Source organism: Flavobacterium sp. PL02, assembly GCF_035013205.1.
GTDB lineage: Bacteria > Bacteroidota > Bacteroidia > Flavobacteriales > Flavobacteriaceae > Flavobacterium.
The window spans coordinates 1,627,955-1,646,498 of record NZ_JAYGJP010000001.1 but is presented as its reverse complement, the minus strand read 5'-3'; the positions used below and the strand labels follow the sequence as shown (position 1 = coordinate 1,646,498).

Below are 18,544 nucleotides of genomic sequence, written 5' to 3'. Positions count from 1 at the left end.
AGTAAATTTAGCAACTACCTATATAACTAAAACCAACAAAATGATTGACTTTAATTTTAACAATAAAAAGTTTGCACTTATTCAAAATTCCGATAACGGCCAAGTAAATACAGAAACCATTTTTAATTACAAACAAGACGACAATCTTGTTACTGCCGATTATTTTGGAGGAACAATAAGATATGGAAAAATTATTGCTGAATTAAAAGGTGATGAATTAAATATGCTTTATCAATGCTTAACAACAGATAATCAATTAAAAGCAGGAAAAGCAATAGCAAAAATCGAGTTGACGGAAAATAACAAAATCAAATTATCTTTAAATTGGGAATGGCTCACAAACGGAAACGACAAAGGCAAATCCGAGTACATAGAAATTGGATAAGACAACAAATTCTAAATTTATTCTTTTATTTATTATTCTGATTTAAGAGAAAAATAAATACTCCTTTCTACAAAACCTCTCGACCTCACTCCTTTTCCCATATGGCTTTTAGGCTTATTTTTAAACTATTTTTCTACCTTAGGCGATACAAAAATTAAGATTTCAAAATAATCAATAATGCAACAAATTTTAGAGATTAAAGATATTAATGATGAGGATATAAAATTTTTGAAAAAAGAATTGAATTACGGATATAAGATTTGGTTGTTTTTTTCATTATTCTCAATTGTATTTCCTTGTATTTGTATTTATCAAATTTTTGATAATCCAGAAATCATTGACAAAACAATTCCTCTTTTAGCTGTAATAATTATTTTCGGATTTTGGGCTTACGTAACTATTGGAGGATTTAAATCTATGATTAAAGAACAACAAAATTTGTTGTTACAAAAAAAAATAGAGGGAAATATAATAGTTTTAGAAAAAGAAATAATTACAATAAAAGGACATGAATCAAATGATAGCTATTCATATGAATTAAAGATTTATTCTGAAATTGAGAGAATACACAAAAACATTTCAATAGATGAAAAATATTATGATAAAATTCAGAAAGGAAATTTAATTTGGCTTGAATATTTTTCTGATTGTAATTATATAAAAACATTAATCTTTGAGCAGCAAAATATCAAAAATAAAACTTTTACTAGATAAAAAATAAAGCTAACTATTATGAAAACTATCGTTAACTGAATTTTCTTTGTTTTGTTATTTCAGAAATATAATTTTTTAAATTTTCTCCTTGTTCATTTTTTGACAAAGATAAATAATGGATTAATAATTCTTCATTATCTAAAACTTCATGAATAACATATAAACATCCCATTTTATGATATTGATCATCAATAGTTTCCCATGAAATCTTAATTATTTTTTTTATATCCGAATAACCAAGTATTCCAAGTGTAATTAAAGATAATCTTTTAATATATTCATCTTTTTCATTGTAAAACACAAGTAATATTTCTTCAATTTCCTTTGTTAAAAAGCTAATTTTTTTAAATGAAGATACAAATTGAGATTTAGCATCGTCGAATTCTACTTTGCTAATTTTAGAAAGTGTTTTGCTTAGATTTATAAAATCATTTTCTTTAAGATGCCCGATATTAGATAATTGTGTACTAGTTGAAAGCCAGGCTATCATTCTACCACAATCCCAATTACGTGAAATTAGATAAAGTAGATTTTCTTCATCTTCTTTATCTAAGTTTTTTATTAAATCTTTTTCTAATAACTCAGAATAAAAATCTTCAATTTCATACCAGTCTGGATAACCTGCATCATCAAATAAAAGCTCATCAATATTTTGTTGAGAGTAATTTTCAGAAAGCCATTTCCTGAAGTTGAAAACTAAGTCTTGTAGCTTTAGCTTAATGCCTTTCATAAAATAACAATTAACTTATATCGCCGTAACTATTATAGAATATATCCGTCACGAGATAGATGTTGCTCGCTACGTAATCAACTATAAATTATTACAATAGTACACAAAAACAGAATGCTACAATTGATTTTTTTAATAAATTGAGATTTATTTTATAGACAATAAAAAATTCTCGCTATACAAAGCCTTCCTGCTTCGTATCCAATTGTGCGAATTTGTAATCCACACCTTAAAACATAAAAAAACTCCATTATTTCTAATGGAGTTTCTTGGTGGGCGATGAGGGGTCAGAACTTAATCTGCTTAACCCGCACTAATACCGTCTTTTTGTTTTTAGAAAATAGCTGTGCCATGAATCTGCCACAATTATCATTTTTTACAATATCTTAAAAATCTCCTGCACAGAAACTTCTTGTATTTTAAAGAACGTTATAATCCTTTTGTATTACAAAAATACAACTCTTTTTTGATAAACACATTTAACAACAAAAGCTTTAACTTTTAAAGCAATCTACATTGGCTTCAGTAGATTTAATTTAGTACTCTTATTTTAAGATTTAACTTAGCTAACTTTTCAATTCTTTTATCATCTATCATTTATTCAAATAACTTAATTAGTTCTTTATCGGTATTAGTTTCTAATTTGTCTTTATAATTATTCATAAAAATTGTCACTTCATCAATCGTATTAATTTTGGTATAGTCTTCAGAAATTATTTCTATCCAATACTCTTCAATTTTTTCTTTTATTGTAAAATATCCAGTTGCTCCAAAAATTATTACAAATAAACGTTCATCAATATGTTTTGTGAATTTTATATTTTCTTCTTTAAAAAAGTTACTATTGTCACACTTTTTGCTCTCAGGTTTTAATTTTAATTCAATCAAGGCAAGAGTTATTAATTCATTTCTGAAACAATCTATCATTACTTTATCGTACCAAGCACCTGGACGAACTATATAAATGTGTTCTTGAAGCCATTTTACTTTATTTGCACCTGCTGTTTGCATCCAAGAGCAAAAATTAGCATCAAAATAGAGATTAGTGTGTGCTTTTCTTACTTTGAAAGAGGAACTAGCATTCCAACCTGTAGCCGAAGATTCAATCAATAAACCTGCTGAAATATGTTCTTTTATCTTATCAATTGAGTCTAAGGAACATATTTCTTTAATGAAATCTTTGTTTTTATAGTCAGTATCACGACGTAAAATTAATCGCCAATTAATTTCAGAATCACCATAGATAAAATTTTCAATTTGCTTCCAAGTCGAAAATTTAGTTATCAAGTATCTAAACAAATTGTGTTGCTTGCTAAAACTTTTGTTTGCCCCAGAATTGTCAAATAATAGAAATGCATTTTCAAGTCTTTTTTTAAATAAATCTATATTGGGATTATCGTTAATTAAAAAACCAATATTTCCAAGGAATAAGGGATGCGATTCACCTTTAATTATATATTCTTCCCAAATAGGATTAATTAGTAATGCTGCTTTAATCTTTTCTTCTTCAAGTTGCGTTTTGAAAAAATCTTTTCTATTATTTATAATATCTTGAAACTCTTGAGTAGCAAAATAGGCATATATATTTTCACTTCCGATCGATAACTCTTTAATTAATTTCATTGTATTGATCATCGAACCAATACTTCTTATATCTGGGTCTATTGCTAAATTCCACACAACCCTTATCCAATTGGCAAAGTAAGTTGGCTCAAAGATGTTTTTTTCAAGGTATAAACATATTCCGCAAAACAATATTCTTTGTTGTTGATTAATTCTTTCATCTGTAAGTGACCAATTTGTTCCTTTATTCCAAATAGGCTTAATGATTTCAGCTATTTCTTGATAATTCTGAGTTAATGTATCTAATGTTTTTTCTAAATTTTGAATAACTTTATCTTGCTTAAAAACCTCTTCATATATATCAAATGAATTATATTTTTGATTATATGCCTCATTATAAAAGAATCTAAATATTTTTGAAAGTTCAATTTCTAAATTTGTTTTTGTGCTTCGTAAAATGTGTGTATTAACAATATAACGAGAGATGAAATTCATGAATAATGGGTCAATAACCATCTTCAATTTATCTCTGTCCTCTTTTACCTTAATTGCTTCTTTTACCTTTAAAAGCTGATTCCAGAATATATTCGTCCATTCGTTATCAACTTTAGAAAGTAAAACAAGGTAATAGGGAATTGAAAGACTATTGTAATCAATTTCTTTTTTAAAGTTCTCTTTCATTTTATTTGAATCACTAATCATCCAATTATTTAAATCTGCTTTGAGATTCTCAAAATCGGTTAATTGCTTTCCACGAGCATTCATTTTTATATACAACTCATCTGTTAGTTCAAAACCGTCTAGAGGAAGTATATAAAAGCAAAGTTTGTTTAGATTGTTGAAAATTGGTTTATTAATTTCCTCATACTTAATTTTAATAGCATCCAGCATATTAAGCATAGCAATAACGGTTGGATCTTTTTCAAATCTTTTATGGAACCAATAAGATTTTCTTATCTCTTTTGATGGATCTTCGTTAAAATTAATTTCTGCTAGCTTTTCACAAAAAGCGGTCGCCGTTGTTCTTGTTGCATAAGAAAACCCAAGTAATTTTTCTCTAAGATTTGTTAATTCTAGATCTTTCAATTCCTTATTGCCAACAAACCAATATAAGAGGTAAAGTGTTGTTAATCTTTGCTGACCATCTAAAGGAAGAAAAACTTTTTCATCATTATTATTCATTTTTATAGAACCGTAAACGAAATCTAACTCAAGTTCTCTGTTCTTGTCTAATGCTTCAAATAGGGCTGATAAAAAACGATCTCTGATTATCTTTTCATTCTTTCGTCCTTGAGCATAATCACGTTGAATAATAGGGATTTTTATTCCGTCAAGTTTTACTTTTTTTAATGTTTCTCCCTCACTAATCTCAATTGTGTCTGAAAGTAAGTTTATTAAATTATACTTGTTCATATTGTCAATTTTTTTGTTGGAAGAAATTTTTGTAAAGTATTTTCTATTTCTTTTCTATAAGCAATAATATCTTCTGTGATCCATTTACCTTTAGTATTTCCGTCAAAATATTTTAGAAAAACATTTTTGGTACAAATTGGTATAAATACACCTTCTTTATCTTTTTCTATAATTATCCTTCTTTTCGAAACAAATAAAGCATTGCCATAACCTCTATTAGTTCCAGCATCTAAAAGAGTTAGATTTCCTAAACTATTTTTAAGTTCATCAGTCAATTCTTCCTCATTTGAAAGTACTTGTGCTTTTTTAAATAGCTGATCAAAATCTCCTATTTGATTAGTAATGAAATTATTTATCTCCCCTAATAAAACTGCATCTTTACTAATTTCTGGAACATCTATTAGTGCATTTTCAAGCCAGATATTTTGATCTTCTTTTTTGGTTAAACTATTTTCTGTTGCAGAATCAATATGTTCAATATCCCAAGCAGTATTTTCATCTTTAATTTTTTTATTCGCTTTAAATGCCTTGAAAGGGAATTTATAAATTAAATTTTGCTGGTTAGTTTTTTTAACAATATATTCTAAATTAAAAAGTAAAAAAGTTTTGCGCAGCAAATACTTATCACTATTATAGCCTAGATTTAGTTCAAATGTTTTTTCATTATTATCATCTGTTTTTTCTATCCAGCTAATTCCTTTGAGATGTTTATTTTTTATTTGCTTAACTAAAGCAATAGTTACATCTTCTTTATTTTCAATCTCAGGAGCTGTAAGAAGATTAAATATGTCTAAAACACTTTCTCCACAGTAAACTAAAAAACCAATGTAATGGTACCATATTGGATTTTCATACCATTCAACAAAAGTTTCAAAATATTTTTTTATCGTATCCCAATTATGCTTTATAGACAGATAATCTATATCGTCACCAAAAAGTAAATTGAAATATCTAAAAGTAACAAACTTATCATTACCTAGTAGTTTTGCAATTTCATCATTATTTTTTACCGCAATTTCGCAAATCATATCAAAGATGAATTCAATATGAGAAGAGGCTTCATTGTTAGATTTATTGAGGAACCACCAAAAATTTTCATCTTGTAGAAAATTCTCAATTTGATCCCATTCATGTGCTATTTCTAATTGTTTTAATTTTGCAGCATCACCAACTCCAAAATTTCTTTCTTGCAGAAATAATGCCTTAATAAGTTCTGAATTAGTGAGTGATATTTTTCCTAAATTAATTCTGATAAAAGTTGCTATTTGATTTACCTGTTCATCTGCCAATTGATACCAAATTACTTGAACCACACCTTCTTCTTTCTGGTTAGTTTTGTTGTAAACCAATAATTTTGTAATTGAATCACATAAATCATCAAACATCAAACCATCACTTTCAACTTTTTGATTAAACCATTTTGCTATAAATTTGTATGCTTCACTAATGTGATAAAAATCTATATTAGAATGATCCTCCTTTTCAGGATTATCGAGAAATTCATAGGATTGAGGTCTAGTTTGATATTCTATTGTAAATAAGTCTTTGTTATACCGTTGCTTCAAACTACGGCCTGTTAAAAACTCATTTAAAAGATATTTAAAAAGTATTCTGATTGTTGTTAGTCTTTGTTGACCATCCACAACATCCCACCCAACTATTGTTTCTTCCTGATCATTGCTAATTCTAACCCAGGAATGTTTCTTTACTATAATAGGTTGCAAGCAGTAAAATTCCTTTTCAGACTTGTTTTTCTTTTTAGCAAATGAATAGATATCATTTAATAAATCAAAAATTTGTTGCTCAGTCCATCTATATCCTCTTTGATATGATGATATATAAAAGCTTTCCTCCAATAATTCGCTTATTGATTTTAAGCATATTTCGTTATTCATTTTGATTCTTTTTACTTATTATATTTTTTTTTAATTTTCAAGCATCCAATACTTCGCCAATATTATCCTCAATATGATGATCTAAGGCAAAGTTTCTACAATATTGGTTTCTTACTTACTGTTTAGTTAATTTTTAAAATTTGACATTAATTTGTGTTTTTAATTATTTGATTAAACTCGATTATGGTTACCCCGTCCTTCAAATTCTTTATAAATTTCGCCAACTGTAACTAAATATTCTTTTTTATTCTCAATTATAAATTTTTCCAGATTTTTAAAACCTGATGGATTTTTATTCAATACGTTTCTCCACGTTGCTTTTACACTGAAAAACTTTATGAATGCTACTTTATCTTCAACAACAAAATATTTAATGTGACGATCATTTACCACTAAAAGACTAACATAATTAGCGAAATAACCTCGGCGTCTTATACCATTTGCACTTTTTTCATTCCATTTACCAAATTTGAATTCAGCGATTCTCAAATTGGTTTCCATATCAAAACGTTCTTTATGATTTCCAGCACCAAGTGACAAATATTCTACTTCTCATCTTAATTTAGCCAAACTTCTTTTGCTATCATGATACCCGATGCATGGACTATTTCATCAATTTGTGATGAAGCTCTTTAATTATTTTGGCTGCCAAATAATGGTTTCGAAATTAGAAATAGAAATTGTCTTTTCTAATTTTTGTAAACCATTAAGGGTTTCTTTGACACTTTCGTTTTTAAAAATTTTAACGATGTTCATGGCTTCACTAAGGTTCATAATCAGTTTTTAATTCTCTTACTTCCGTACATTTTTGTTTTTTTTCTATAAATTTTTTTTCTTTCTCTTCTTCAATAAAATCTTCTTCTTTCTTTTTTGAAATCACTTGTTTTAGATAGATTTCTCTATTTATTCTATTACGCTCTTTTTCAAGTATGACAGTCTTCTTATAATTATTAATTAAGAAAACTACCAATAATATAAAAGAGATTAAAGTGAAAATGTATATTATCTTTTCACAATTGAGTTTTTTAATTTTTTTCATTCTGAAGGATAATTTGGAAAAATGAAAAAGTTATTAAATTAGTTTCTTTCATCTTTTTGCTAAAGCCGAAAATTGAAAGGTTGCGAACCACACACCATTTCAAAACACTAAGAATTTGGACAGTACTACAAAAAATGATGAAACCATAAAAATATAATTTAATGAAATTTAAAACAATCTTATCAATTCTGATTTTCGTACTTAATAGTTATAAAAATGAAATATAGCTATTTAAATATTAATTTTTTACTTTATAACTTTACAAAAAAACTAATAAAATGACTAAAACTATAAAACTCCGAGTGAAAAAGGAAATAGACAGAAATAGTGAGTTTAAAGTATTAAAATTAAAAGGCAGTTTAATTACTAGAGGATTTACCGAAATTATTCACATTGAGGATGAAAATGAAAATTTTTATCTTAACTCTTTTTCCACTTCTCCTGAAAACAAAAAAGAAGCAGACGATTTTATTTTAGATTACATATCGGTAAATAATTTAAGTGAAACCATTACTTTGATAAGTACTAATAATAACTTGTGATAGCTAATATTAAACTAATAAAAGGGTAATCTAATATTTCCTACGATTTTAATCTAAAAAATGACAAAAAAAACAAACCAAGCAAATTAAAATAATTAGAAAAGTTGTATATATAGTAAACATAGTTCGTTTATGGCTACGATCAATTTTAGCCAATTTTAAAATTTAATTTGGCTTTTTGCCGGTCGATTATATCTTGATATCTATCATTCACTATTTCAAAGATATTAATCTTTCCAAAATATTATTACGGATTTCCATAACACATGTTTTTAATTATTTTAATTTACTTGTATTGCAATTCCTCTATTTTTCGAGTCATGTAAGAAGTTGAGCGTAAATAATTTGGATGGAAATAAAAAAATATCATTCCCTGACTTCTCAATTCCAGTAGAACCTTTGCCGACATATACCGTTATGGTTCGACAGGTGAAGCAAATTGTACTAGTTGTTCTGACACATCACCCTGATGGATTAAATCCTAGATTTCTGAATCATCCTTCAGTGATTCTTGGTTTTCTGTTACAGATTTTTAATAATTAACTTGCATAAGTCTGTCGTAAATTCCGGAATAGCATTTGGGCCTCAATGGTATGAATGATGATAAAAATATCATTTTTTGGTTTTACTATTCAAATAAATTCATTTTAGTAAACTATTTATATAATCATCACTCGTCTCGCTTAACATTTCAAAATAATAAAATGCTAGCAAAAGTAGTGATAGTTTATAAGGTTGATTTATGATGTTATAATTTGTAATATGATTTTGATAAATAAAAACGCTGTTTTTCAATTTTACGTAATATAATATTGCAACAGAAAAATTAGATAACTAAAATTGTAATCAATTAGTTTTCTATGTTTTTATTATAATAATGATATTTGAATTTTTTAATTAAATTTCTTATGGAAGTCAAATTATAATCCAATTTATGTTCCTCATAAAAATTAATACTGATTTGAATTGACATTAGTTCTGAATAATCTTCGATAACACCTTCTAATTTTTTGTATAATTCTTTTTCTAGTTCATCATAATCTTTTACAACCTCCGTTGTTAGATCTTTAACTATATCATGAAGGAAAAGATCAAAATCTTCAAAATTTGTAATTTGCACAATTGATCCATTTCTTAAACTGCAGTTCCAAATTTCTCTTTTGTCGCTGGAAATCATTTCAGAAAATCTGCAATAAAGTGAAACATTTCCTTTTCCATTAAGTCTAGGTTTTATTGATTCTGACAACCAAGTAGCAATTGTATTTTGTGCATTATAATAACCAATTGCCATAAAAGGTAGTTTTGATTCCTTTATTTCTTCAAAATGATTATTTTTATGTAATTGGATTCGACAGACATCCGGAGAATGGTTTGTATATGCTCTAGTTAGATTTCTTAAAAACACAAATGTTTCCTTATTGTTAATTGTTAGATGATAAGGATTATTACCTGTATACGATATAGAAAATTTTTGACTTAATTTATTTATAAGTTTTTCCCATATTAATTTTGGGTCGACAATGTTAGCTTTGATGTTGTCTGCCATTTTAATTTGATTTTTATAACGAATTTAAAAGTATTGATTCTGTTGATAGTATTTCAATAGGACTTACATTAGAAATATCGCAATCAAAACTAATATTACTTATTTGTGATGGAATCTCTCCATCTATATTAGGTATTGATTCACTTTGATAAAATTGTAAACTATCGAAAGCAGAATTATAGTCAAAAAAACAATCTATGGATTTCTCTATATTATTTCCAAGCGTCTTACTAAGAATTTCATCAACTTTAACTATTAAATTTTTGTTTTTTAATTTTTGATATATTTTTTCTCGAATGTCAAAAACATTGCAGCCAATGCCTACCTCAGAAGTCATAATAGATGCTATTACTAAATGTGAGGAAGTATTTCTTGACAATTGACTAAGAGAAAATCGATGAATTCTTCTATCCTTACTAGTTGATTTAACCTCAATTTTGTCAATACCATCATTAAAATCAAATTTTGAAAATATTGAACTATGCCATGACTGAACAAGGTAGTCTACATTTTTTGCAGATTCGATGACAATCATTTCTGACCAAACTCCTTGAATAGTTTTTAATGGTATTCTTGAAAAATCTCTAAATAAAGCAATTAGTGAATTTAGCTGGCCTTCTATCTCGTCAACTGTTGGAATTGGAGAAATTTTTTCAATAGAAAGCAATAAAATTTCTAAAAAATAACTTTGAATTTCAGGCGTTTCCGACTTTAAGGTTATCAATGTATAACTGCTTATTTCTTTATTACCATTCACAAACAAAGCACATTCTTTATTGAATTCTATCTTTATGATTTCCAGAGACTTATTCAGTATTTTTTTCTTGCTTTTTAAGGTTTTTACAAAAAAAACAGGGTAACCTTCTGATGAAACACCTATTTTATGATTTATTAATTTTGGAATTTCACCAACAATATACTCATCATTTCTGTCATTTGAATTCAATGAGCTAAATACATTATATAGTTCAGTCATTTTCTTCAAATGTATTTGGCATCCCAACAAATGAGTGTGATATTTCATTTGGATAATATACAGCAAGTGTGTAAAATAAAGGACTTATTTTTTGCGGATCAGGATTATCTTTTACTGAAATCTTATGAATTTGAATACAAAGAGCATCTTCTCTTTTAATTGAACGGTCTCCTGGATAATTTCCACTGGTTTTTCCACTGGAACCTGAAAAAATTTGTTTTATAACATACCTGTCTCGTTCGTTTTTTAAAGATCTCTGGCGTCCAGTAATTACTTGATAAGCCATTTGGAATATGTATACTTTATCTATTGCTTTAGTATCTTTTACATATTTCAAATATTGAATAGTAGAAGATTTTCGTAACGTATCTGGAATATTGGACGCTTTGTATTTTTTTAAGAAACCAATAGCATCGTCGATTGATATATCGCAATATAAATGATTTCTATCTGTAGAACCATAATCATAAAATAACTGCAAATTTAAGGAGCTAATAAATCTTTCGACGAAATCTATGTTTTCAACTGCATGTTGTATTGTATTAAATTGTTTCCAACCTGCCATCTTATTTCTAATAATATCAATTGAAAGTATATTATTTCTTGTTGGATTCATACTTTCATCGAGAATTACTGTCTGAGCATACTGCTCTAAAGTCATCTTCTTCAAATTTTCGCGCATAATTTCTTCATGCTCTATATAATAATCAAATTCGTCAATAGAGCCTTGAGGCAAATAAACACGACAGTTTTTTAAATAATTATTTTTATATCCAAAAAAACGTGCTCGTTGCTGAATCGTATCGGCATTAGATTTATTTTTGGTATTTCTTGGCATATATGAAACTGAAAGACCCTCGATTGTGAATCCTCTATTTAGCATATCTGCTCCTATTAAAATATGTGACGTAGCATTATCCCAATCAATTCCTGCATTTCCTGCTATAACTAAATGAATTTTCGTGTCCAATATAACTTCTAAAACTTCTTCAATAACTTCTTCAAATTTTGGCGCAGAGTCCAGTAATTTTGTAGCTTCCAAATAGTTTTTTTTGAATTCATCTATTAGTTCTTTCCTTGTTGGATCATTTTTTGATAATCTTAAAATTTCCTCCCATTGTTCAATAAGATTGATTACCCATCCTTTAAACTTTTTACTTGCATCTCTTTCTTTATCAGCATGGATCATCATCGATAACATTGTTTCCTTATTTTGTATATTTACTACAATAGCAACGCCAATTAAGTAAACTTGGATTGCATTAATAAGACTTTGGGGGCAATCATCTAATGGATTTATTTTTCCATGATAAACTTCTTCTTGAGGAATGAGGTTAATTAAACTTGGATTATCCCTAAAAAATGTTTTTCCACCGGTATAAGTTTTACCAGGTGTAAGGATTGTATGAAAATTTGGCGACAACAGGTCGAGTATATTGATTAATAATGGTCCTTGTGGAGTGGCAGTGTATTGTATATAACTATGGTTATCAAAGGCAGCTCGTAGATTTAAAATATTGGAATAAGTTGAACTAAAATCTTTGTCCTCCCAATCTTGTAATTTACTATTCTTTCTCGCTGCATTATTTAGGCTTGCCTGATCTGCTTCATCGTCAATTATTAAAACACCTTTATTTCCTAAGGCCGTTTTGACATCATAATGGGAAAATATTTCTGCTAATTCTTTTATATGTAATTGATGTTTGAGAACTGTAATAAGTATTGCTGGTTTTTTACTTAATTGCAAATTTTTAGAGATATTTCGTATTGCATCATCCTGAATTTTAGGATTGTCATAAACTTTGTAAATTCTCGAATTAGTGGAACCAGTTAGTAAATCTTTTTTGAGTCTATTATTGGTTTGCGATAATAAATTATTTTTTACTCCGGCCAGATAAATTATGACACTGTAGCCGTTGTCGTATGCCATTGCACTTAATGTTGTAAACGACATGGTTTTACCACTCTGGACATATCCAATAGCAATGCCAGTTTCACTTCCGTCAACATTTGGAGGAACGCAATTTGATAAAATGCCGGCTGTTTCGCTAAGTAATGTATCGATTTCTTCTGAATCTAATTGACTAAATCTACCTATCAATTGATTGGTTTGTTCACCAACAACAATAGTAGAAGTAGTATTTTTATTTTCTATAATTTCTATTCGTTGTTCCATTTTAAAGATCTCTCATAAATTGATTAAAATTCACTCTAATATTTCCTGCTTTTGTAGTCCCTTTTGATGGAGCTGTTAGTTCAGCATAAACTAAACTTTTTATAATTTGTAAAATTGGTGAAAAGTTATCCTTATTTTCATATTTGCGAAAAAAAGGATGAGCTAGATTTATGTTGCAAATTACATTAGTTTCATTTCCTACATCTATGGTTTCTAACTGATAAAAATGCGTAATGTTTTTATCGTCTATAAAATCAATTTTTAAGTGAACAGTTTTACCTAATAATTCTCTACTTTCCGAAACGCCTCCTACTTTTGTTGATTGGTCAATTACTTCAGGAATTATTTCATCAGGAGTATTCGAGATAAGTTTAACAATATCTTCGAATGTATTTTGTGGGTTTTCCTTTTTTTCCTGCTGTTCTTTCTCAAAATCTTTTACTACTTTTTCAACAACTTTAACGTTTTCAGCTTTCTTTTTAGGAACTCTGTAATATTCAGCCTGAGCAAAAACATTATTTTTATCCTTAATTATTTCATTTTTTACTTGCTCTAGAAAGTATTCTAGTTCTTCTGGCTTACTGAAAGAGCCCTTGTCAAATGAAACATCAAATCCTTCAACCTCTAATTCTCCAAATATTCTTTTGTAACGAGGAGAACCTACTTGACCACTAAGTGATTTAGGCCTGAATTTTTCGTCATGACTGCCTTCGATTACTCTACCACGTCTAAAAAGTGAAAATCCATTTTCAACGGAAGTTGACATTTTATCTAAAATTGCTATAAATCCATTTATTTTATATTTTCCGAATGAATAATCTATCTCTTGCTTCCACTCAATATCTTTTCCATTTTCTTCTTTGTAAAAAGGAGCTGATAAAATTTTTGGATTATCAAATACAAGAATTTCATCATTGAATTTTATTACTAGTTCTCCGCTTCGTAGAAGATTTCGATGAATACTTGTGATATGTTTTTTTATTTTATCAATTTGCCTATTTTGACCGTTTTCAGTTAGTTGTTGCAAAGTAACCTCAGTAAAGTGAATGTCTTTTTCTTTGGGATTAAAATTAATTGGCAAATCTTCTTTCCCATTTTTTGAAACTTCGTCAAGATTAAACTCTACAAAACGCTCTAAATCTTCTCCAAGTGCGGCTGTTCTAACACTCCAATTCTTAGCTAACCAAATAGAAGCTGTTTTCATTCCCATTCCAAATTCATTTAATCCTGTGTTATTCTCTGGAATGTTTGCTGGCTCAAATGCACGTTGAATATTTTTCGTATCTATTCCTGCCGCATTATCTCGTATTATTATGTAATCTTTTGTATACTGGATATCAATTGTGAATTGATAATTTAGATCATTACCTTTCAAATGATCCTGATTTGAAAGATAGCTTTGAATAGAATTATCAACATATTCAGATAACGCAAGCCAAACCTTGTACTTTAGATTTTGAAATAATTTATAAGCAGCTGGTTTAAATTTTATTGAAACATTTTCTAAGTTCCTCATACAATAAATTTTTTCGCGATTTTAGTTACAACTCCAACATTAACTGCATTTCCTAAAGCTCTGAAAGCTTTTGGTACTGTTACTGGGAGTTCTTTTAAATCTTCCATGCATTGAAGTTTAGCCGCTTCCTTTCTTGTCATATATCTGTTCATCCATGGAAAGATTGGAATTTGCGTTGTAGTTAATACTAGTGCTGGTGAATATGTGGGCATTTTTATTCTAATTCCTGAAGGACGAAATTGTATAATCTTATCATTAAGAGTCAGATCAATTTGATTACCGCAATTCCATTCAAGTTTTTGATGGCTATTGTCAAATTCCGCTATTTTAGGGAGCCATTTGTCAATCCATTCTTTATGTTTTTTGTAAAATGCACGATTTTCACGAATAAACTTCTTTTTCCAAACTGGAAATTCTTTTTGAGGATATTTTATGCCGTCCCTTGCGTATGTAGGTAAACATTCTAAAACTTCATCTAAAGAATGCCCTTCGATATTGCAACCAAATTGACCTTTGTACTTCTTTAGCTCATTTTTACCTTGTAAAATTGGTGCTATATCCTCAAAAGGATAGGTGGCACCAAATTCCATCGCCCAAATTGGAAATCTTGGTACATCCTCTGATTTTAGATTTGATAAAAACTCCTGCCATACTGAAAGATGATTTTTAGTGCTTTCTCTAATTGCAATAAAATCTGAATCGTCTTCAATAATTATTTTATGAATACTTGTTTCCGCACGCTCGATCGCCGGAAATGTAAATTTAGAAAGATCCCCCTTAGTTTTTAAACGACCTACTATGTATAATCTGGAACGATGTTGAGGAATTCCAAAATGATGTGGAGATAAAATTTCTTCTTTGATATGGTAAAGCCTCGATAGTTCACTGTGAATTACTTCCCATGTATTACCTCCGTCATGGCCTTTTAAATTTGATACATTTTCAAGGAAAATGTACTCTGGAGTATGTTGCTCCAAGATTTCCATAATTTTGTAAAATAAATTTCCGTTAACTGGATCTTCCAAACCTAATCGAGATCCAGCTTTTGAAAATGGTTGACAAGGAAAACCTGCACACAAAATATCGTGTTTAGGTATTTTTCTTACTTCTACTAAATTAATATCTCCTGATATTTCAATATTATGATTTCTTTCGTATAATTCTCGAAGTTCTTCGTTTAATTCACTGGCAAAAACGCATTTATGTCCTAAATGGGACATTGCAAGATGAAATCCACCTAAACCTGCAAATAAATCTATAAAACGTAATTTTCTCATGTAAACATTTGCAAAATATTTTTGCACTTTTTTTAATAATTCACTCTATAAATTTGAAAAGGGATCAAAGATATGTTTAATTGATTCCTTTTGGCTTCAAAGATTTTCTAACTTGTAAAGTTATTTTATTTCAGACTTTATAAATTACGGTTTTACGTAAAATCAAAATAACTTATTAAAACATTTTCTATGAAAACTATAAAATCGGACAAATGAAATTAATTGAATTGTAAATATTAAAAAAATATGTTGATAATTGCCAGATATTATTAAAAATAAGTTTAAAATGGGTATTTCTACGTATTCAAGTAATGAATTAAAATGTTTATTTTAAGTTTAATTGAAAAATTTATTTTTTAAATTTAATATCACCTAAAATTTGTAAATCAAGTCAAAAAAGAAAAATGACACTCAATATACTAATCACTACTAAAATGTTTACTTGCATTTTATTTTCTCAAAAATAGTTTTTAATTGATCCATGACAGATCCAGATTTAAAATCTTCTTTTGAAATTGCATCAATAAGTTTTGAGCAGTCTGCAAAAGCTTCTCTTGACATTTTTCTGATTAATGAATCTGTTCCAATTGCGAAACCATTTGATCCTGTTGTAGCATAACCAAATACTAATTCTTCACTATTTTTTTTACCAAAATAATAAGCTGTATTCGCAAAAGTAACTACAGTACTCGTACCTGCTGCATTTCTACGATTACTGCCATCCGAGGCAATCGCACCTATTTTTACATTTTTATCATAAACAATATAAAACCACAGTTTTTTCTTTGATCTCGAAAATTTGCCTGTTAAAATATTAGCTGTTGTGGCATATAATCGTTCCGCAATATATTTTTTGCTTTCAGAATCTGCATATTCGATTTTTTTGATGTTGACACTTTCAATTTTTTCTTTTTTAGCTTCTTCATCCGTTTTGAAATAGACTTTAGAATCATCACTTTCAACCATTTCAGCAAGTCCTTTTTTTGTTGATCCGTCTTCCATAAATAAAACAGCTTTAATAAATTTAGCGTGTCCGGTTGTTGCGAATAATAGCGCAATCGTAAGTAGTATTATTTTTTTCATATTTAAAAAATTTAACTCTAATTAAATAATATATTACGTTAGTCTTTTTTGACTACGTTACCTTCTTTGTCTGTTATATAGGGCACATGCAATTCATACCATCTATGTACAAAAGAATCAATATTGGTCATATCTTTTTTTACCAAATCTTTTAATTTAATGACTTCTTTTTCGAAATTACTTTGACTGTTGATTTTTCCTAGTTTGTGTTCTGAGAGAAATAACATATAAAACAAAGGAGGGCCTTTATAATCATCGCTTCTTAATTGCATAGTAGTTGAATCATTAGGCGGGAGCTTAAAATTTATTCCATCACAATCTTTTAATTCATCAACTGAATTTAATTTTTTGTTGAGTTCAAAAATATTTAAATATATTTTTATCCATTTATCTCCTTTAACCATATCAGCTGTAATGATATGTAGATGATTTTGATCTGCAAGCTTACTTAATTCATAGGAGTATCCGCGAATATTAGAATCGTATTGTCCAAACCAAGAAGTTCTAAATGGAGATTTAACATAGCCATTCTTTTCCAGCTCAGGAATCCCATAATCTTTAAAAATACTATTTCTTGCGTTTAGTAATTCTTTCTCCGATATTTTAAAAGTAACTTTCATAAGAATCATGCTTCAAGGATTTCTTTGCGTTTACGAGTTGGACCTTAGCACCAGCCATGCGAAAATGCAAAAGTCTGGGGCATTGTGCTATTTCTAAATATAAATGCGTCGATAGACTATAAGATTTATTCAAATTATCTGTAACCTTCTGTCCATAAAGGGACATCATAAAAATATTCATCAAAATCACCTTTATTTATTTGGTAAGTAAATTTATTTTTCATTTTTGATACTAATGATATTATTTCTTTATATGTTAGCTTATCCACATTAATGTTTTTACTTTCTTTATCGATTGCTATTTCTATAATTAAATTTCCTTCATTATATTTATATCTATATGTATGAAATTTATCTTTTCCAAACTTTGTTATTGAATATATAGGCATTAGTTTATCATCTAATATATACAAAGAATTTGGTACCTTCTCTGTAATCTTAAAATCCGGTGAAATTGAAACAATAGCAAATTTTAAATTTAATTTTTCATCAATAAGTAGTCTTGTTTTACGTTGATCATAAATAATTTTATAGTTTACATCCGAAAATAAAACTTTACATTTATCTAATCGATCTTTTCCAAATGTATTAAATGAATAATCACATATATATTTACTTCTTATTAGTTTATCAAGATCAGTTAAGTATTCTATTTTGATGCCTTGATCATTACAGTCTAATTCTTTTTGCTTATTTGTACAACCAAAAAAGATAATTAAACTAAAAACAATTACTTTTTTCATATATAATTCTTAAATATGTAAACATATCTTTAGGACAATACAGGTGTTTTTTCTTCTGTACTATTCCCTACCTTCTGTCCAAAAAGGAACATTATAGAAATAATCATCTAGTGTTGTATCTTGCTTTTTATACACAAAATCATATTTAATATTTTTTATTAGTTTTACTATTTCACTGTATGAAAGCTTACACACATTAATGTTTTTACTTTCTTCATCTAGTGCTTCACTCAATACAATTTTCTTGTTTTTATACTCTATTTTAAATATAGACAAACTATCACGCCCGAACTTAGTAATACCATAAATCGGCATAAGTTTGTCAT

At 28.0% G+C, this 18,544-nt stretch carries 18 protein-coding genes; 3 read left to right on the top strand and 15 right to left on the bottom strand.

Annotated elements, in window-relative coordinates:
- Nucleotides 1-40 precede the first annotated feature (40 nt).
- Together SHI72_RS06990 and SHI72_RS06985 are read left to right on the top strand one after the other, a co-directional pair.
- Nucleotides 41-385, top strand: coding sequence for a hypothetical protein (locus SHI72_RS06990; protein ID WP_323489507.1), 345 nt, complete (start codon nucleotides 41-43; stop codon nucleotides 383-385).
- 177 nt (nucleotides 386-562) lie between these two features.
- Complete coding sequence (locus SHI72_RS06985) at nucleotides 563-1,099, top strand: hypothetical protein (protein ID WP_323489506.1); 537 nt, start codon at nucleotides 563-565, stop codon at nucleotides 1,097-1,099.
- A 31-nt stretch (nucleotides 1,100-1,130) separates the two neighbouring features.
- On the opposite strand, the gene SHI72_RS06980 is transcribed toward SHI72_RS06985, so the two are convergent.
- The 6 genes from SHI72_RS06980 to SHI72_RS06955 form a co-directional block, all read right to left on the bottom strand.
- Nucleotides 1,131-1,829, bottom strand: a complete 699-nt coding sequence (locus tag SHI72_RS06980) for a hypothetical protein (protein ID WP_323489505.1) — start codon at nucleotides 1,827-1,829, stop codon at nucleotides 1,131-1,133.
- Between the two features lie 597 nt (nucleotides 1,830-2,426).
- Nucleotides 2,427-4,805: a DUF262 domain-containing protein gene (locus SHI72_RS06975; protein WP_323489504.1), complete on the bottom strand. Its 2,379-nt coding sequence runs from the start codon at nucleotides 4,803-4,805 to the stop codon at nucleotides 2,427-2,429.
- Entirely contained in the window at nucleotides 4,802-6,700 is a 1,899-nt protein-coding gene (locus tag SHI72_RS06970) for a DUF262 domain-containing protein (protein WP_323489503.1), read from the bottom strand. The genes SHI72_RS06975 and SHI72_RS06970 overlap by 4 nt, the downstream gene beginning before the upstream one ends.
- A 171-nt stretch (nucleotides 6,701-6,871) precedes the next feature.
- Entirely contained in the window at nucleotides 6,872-7,240 is a 369-nt protein-coding gene (locus SHI72_RS06965; RefSeq protein WP_323489502.1) for a hypothetical protein, read from the bottom strand.
- 96 nt (nucleotides 7,241-7,336) lie between these two features.
- Nucleotides 7,337-7,474: a hypothetical protein gene (locus SHI72_RS06960; RefSeq protein ID WP_323489501.1), complete on the bottom strand. Its 138-nt coding sequence runs from the start codon at nucleotides 7,472-7,474 to the stop codon at nucleotides 7,337-7,339.
- Entirely contained in the window at nucleotides 7,464-7,739 is a 276-nt protein-coding gene (locus tag SHI72_RS06955; RefSeq protein ID WP_323489500.1) for a hypothetical protein, read from the bottom strand. Before SHI72_RS06955 ends, SHI72_RS06960 begins: the two co-directional genes overlap by 11 nt.
- 278 nt (nucleotides 7,740-8,017) lie before the next feature.
- Between SHI72_RS06955 and SHI72_RS06950 the strand changes: the two genes are divergently transcribed.
- Nucleotides 8,018-8,281, top strand: coding sequence for a hypothetical protein (locus SHI72_RS06950; RefSeq protein ID WP_323489499.1), 264 nt, complete (start codon nucleotides 8,018-8,020; stop codon nucleotides 8,279-8,281).
- Nucleotides 8,282-9,131: 850 nt separating this feature from the next.
- Here the strand turns inward: SHI72_RS06950 and SHI72_RS06945 are convergent.
- The 9 genes from SHI72_RS06945 to SHI72_RS06905 form a co-directional block, all read right to left on the bottom strand.
- Nucleotides 9,132-9,827, bottom strand: a complete 696-nt coding sequence (locus tag SHI72_RS06945; protein ID WP_323489498.1) for a hypothetical protein — start codon at nucleotides 9,825-9,827, stop codon at nucleotides 9,132-9,134.
- 13 nt (nucleotides 9,828-9,840) lie between these two features.
- Complete coding sequence (locus SHI72_RS06940; RefSeq protein WP_323489497.1) at nucleotides 9,841-10,803, bottom strand: PD-(D/E)XK motif protein; 963 nt, start codon at nucleotides 10,801-10,803, stop codon at nucleotides 9,841-9,843.
- Complete coding sequence (locus tag SHI72_RS06935) at nucleotides 10,796-12,979, bottom strand: Z1 domain-containing protein (RefSeq protein WP_323489496.1); 2,184 nt, start codon at nucleotides 12,977-12,979, stop codon at nucleotides 10,796-10,798. The genes SHI72_RS06940 and SHI72_RS06935 overlap by 8 nt, the downstream gene beginning before the upstream one ends.
- A gap of 1 nt (nucleotide 12,980) precedes the next feature.
- Nucleotides 12,981-14,495 (bottom strand): ATP-binding protein, encoded by a 1,515-nt coding sequence (locus SHI72_RS06930; RefSeq protein ID WP_323489495.1) that lies wholly within the window; start codon nucleotides 14,493-14,495, stop codon nucleotides 12,981-12,983.
- Nucleotides 14,492-15,772, bottom strand: a complete 1,281-nt coding sequence (locus SHI72_RS06925) for a DNA (cytosine-5-)-methyltransferase (protein ID WP_323489494.1) — start codon at nucleotides 15,770-15,772, stop codon at nucleotides 14,492-14,494. Before SHI72_RS06925 ends, SHI72_RS06930 begins: the two co-directional genes overlap by 4 nt.
- Nucleotides 15,773-16,210: 438 nt before the next feature.
- Nucleotides 16,211-16,855 carry a hypothetical protein gene (locus SHI72_RS06920; RefSeq protein WP_323489493.1) on the bottom strand — a complete coding sequence of 215 codons (645 nt, stop codon included), beginning with the start codon at nucleotides 16,853-16,855 and terminating at the stop codon, nucleotides 16,211-16,213.
- A gap of 38 nt (nucleotides 16,856-16,893) precedes the next feature.
- A complete protein-coding gene (locus SHI72_RS06915; protein ID WP_323489492.1) occupies nucleotides 16,894-17,475 on the bottom strand; it encodes a hypothetical protein in 582 nt (193 codons plus the stop codon).
- A 134-nt stretch (nucleotides 17,476-17,609) separates the two neighbouring features.
- Entirely contained in the window at nucleotides 17,610-18,218 is a 609-nt protein-coding gene (locus SHI72_RS06910) for a hypothetical protein (protein WP_323489491.1), read from the bottom strand.
- A 60-nt stretch (nucleotides 18,219-18,278) separates the two neighbouring features.
- On the bottom strand, nucleotides 18,279-18,533 hold the full coding sequence (locus tag SHI72_RS06905; protein WP_323489490.1) for a hypothetical protein: 255 nt from the start codon (nucleotides 18,531-18,533) through the stop codon (nucleotides 18,279-18,281).
- Nucleotides 18,534-18,544 lie beyond the last annotated feature (11 nt).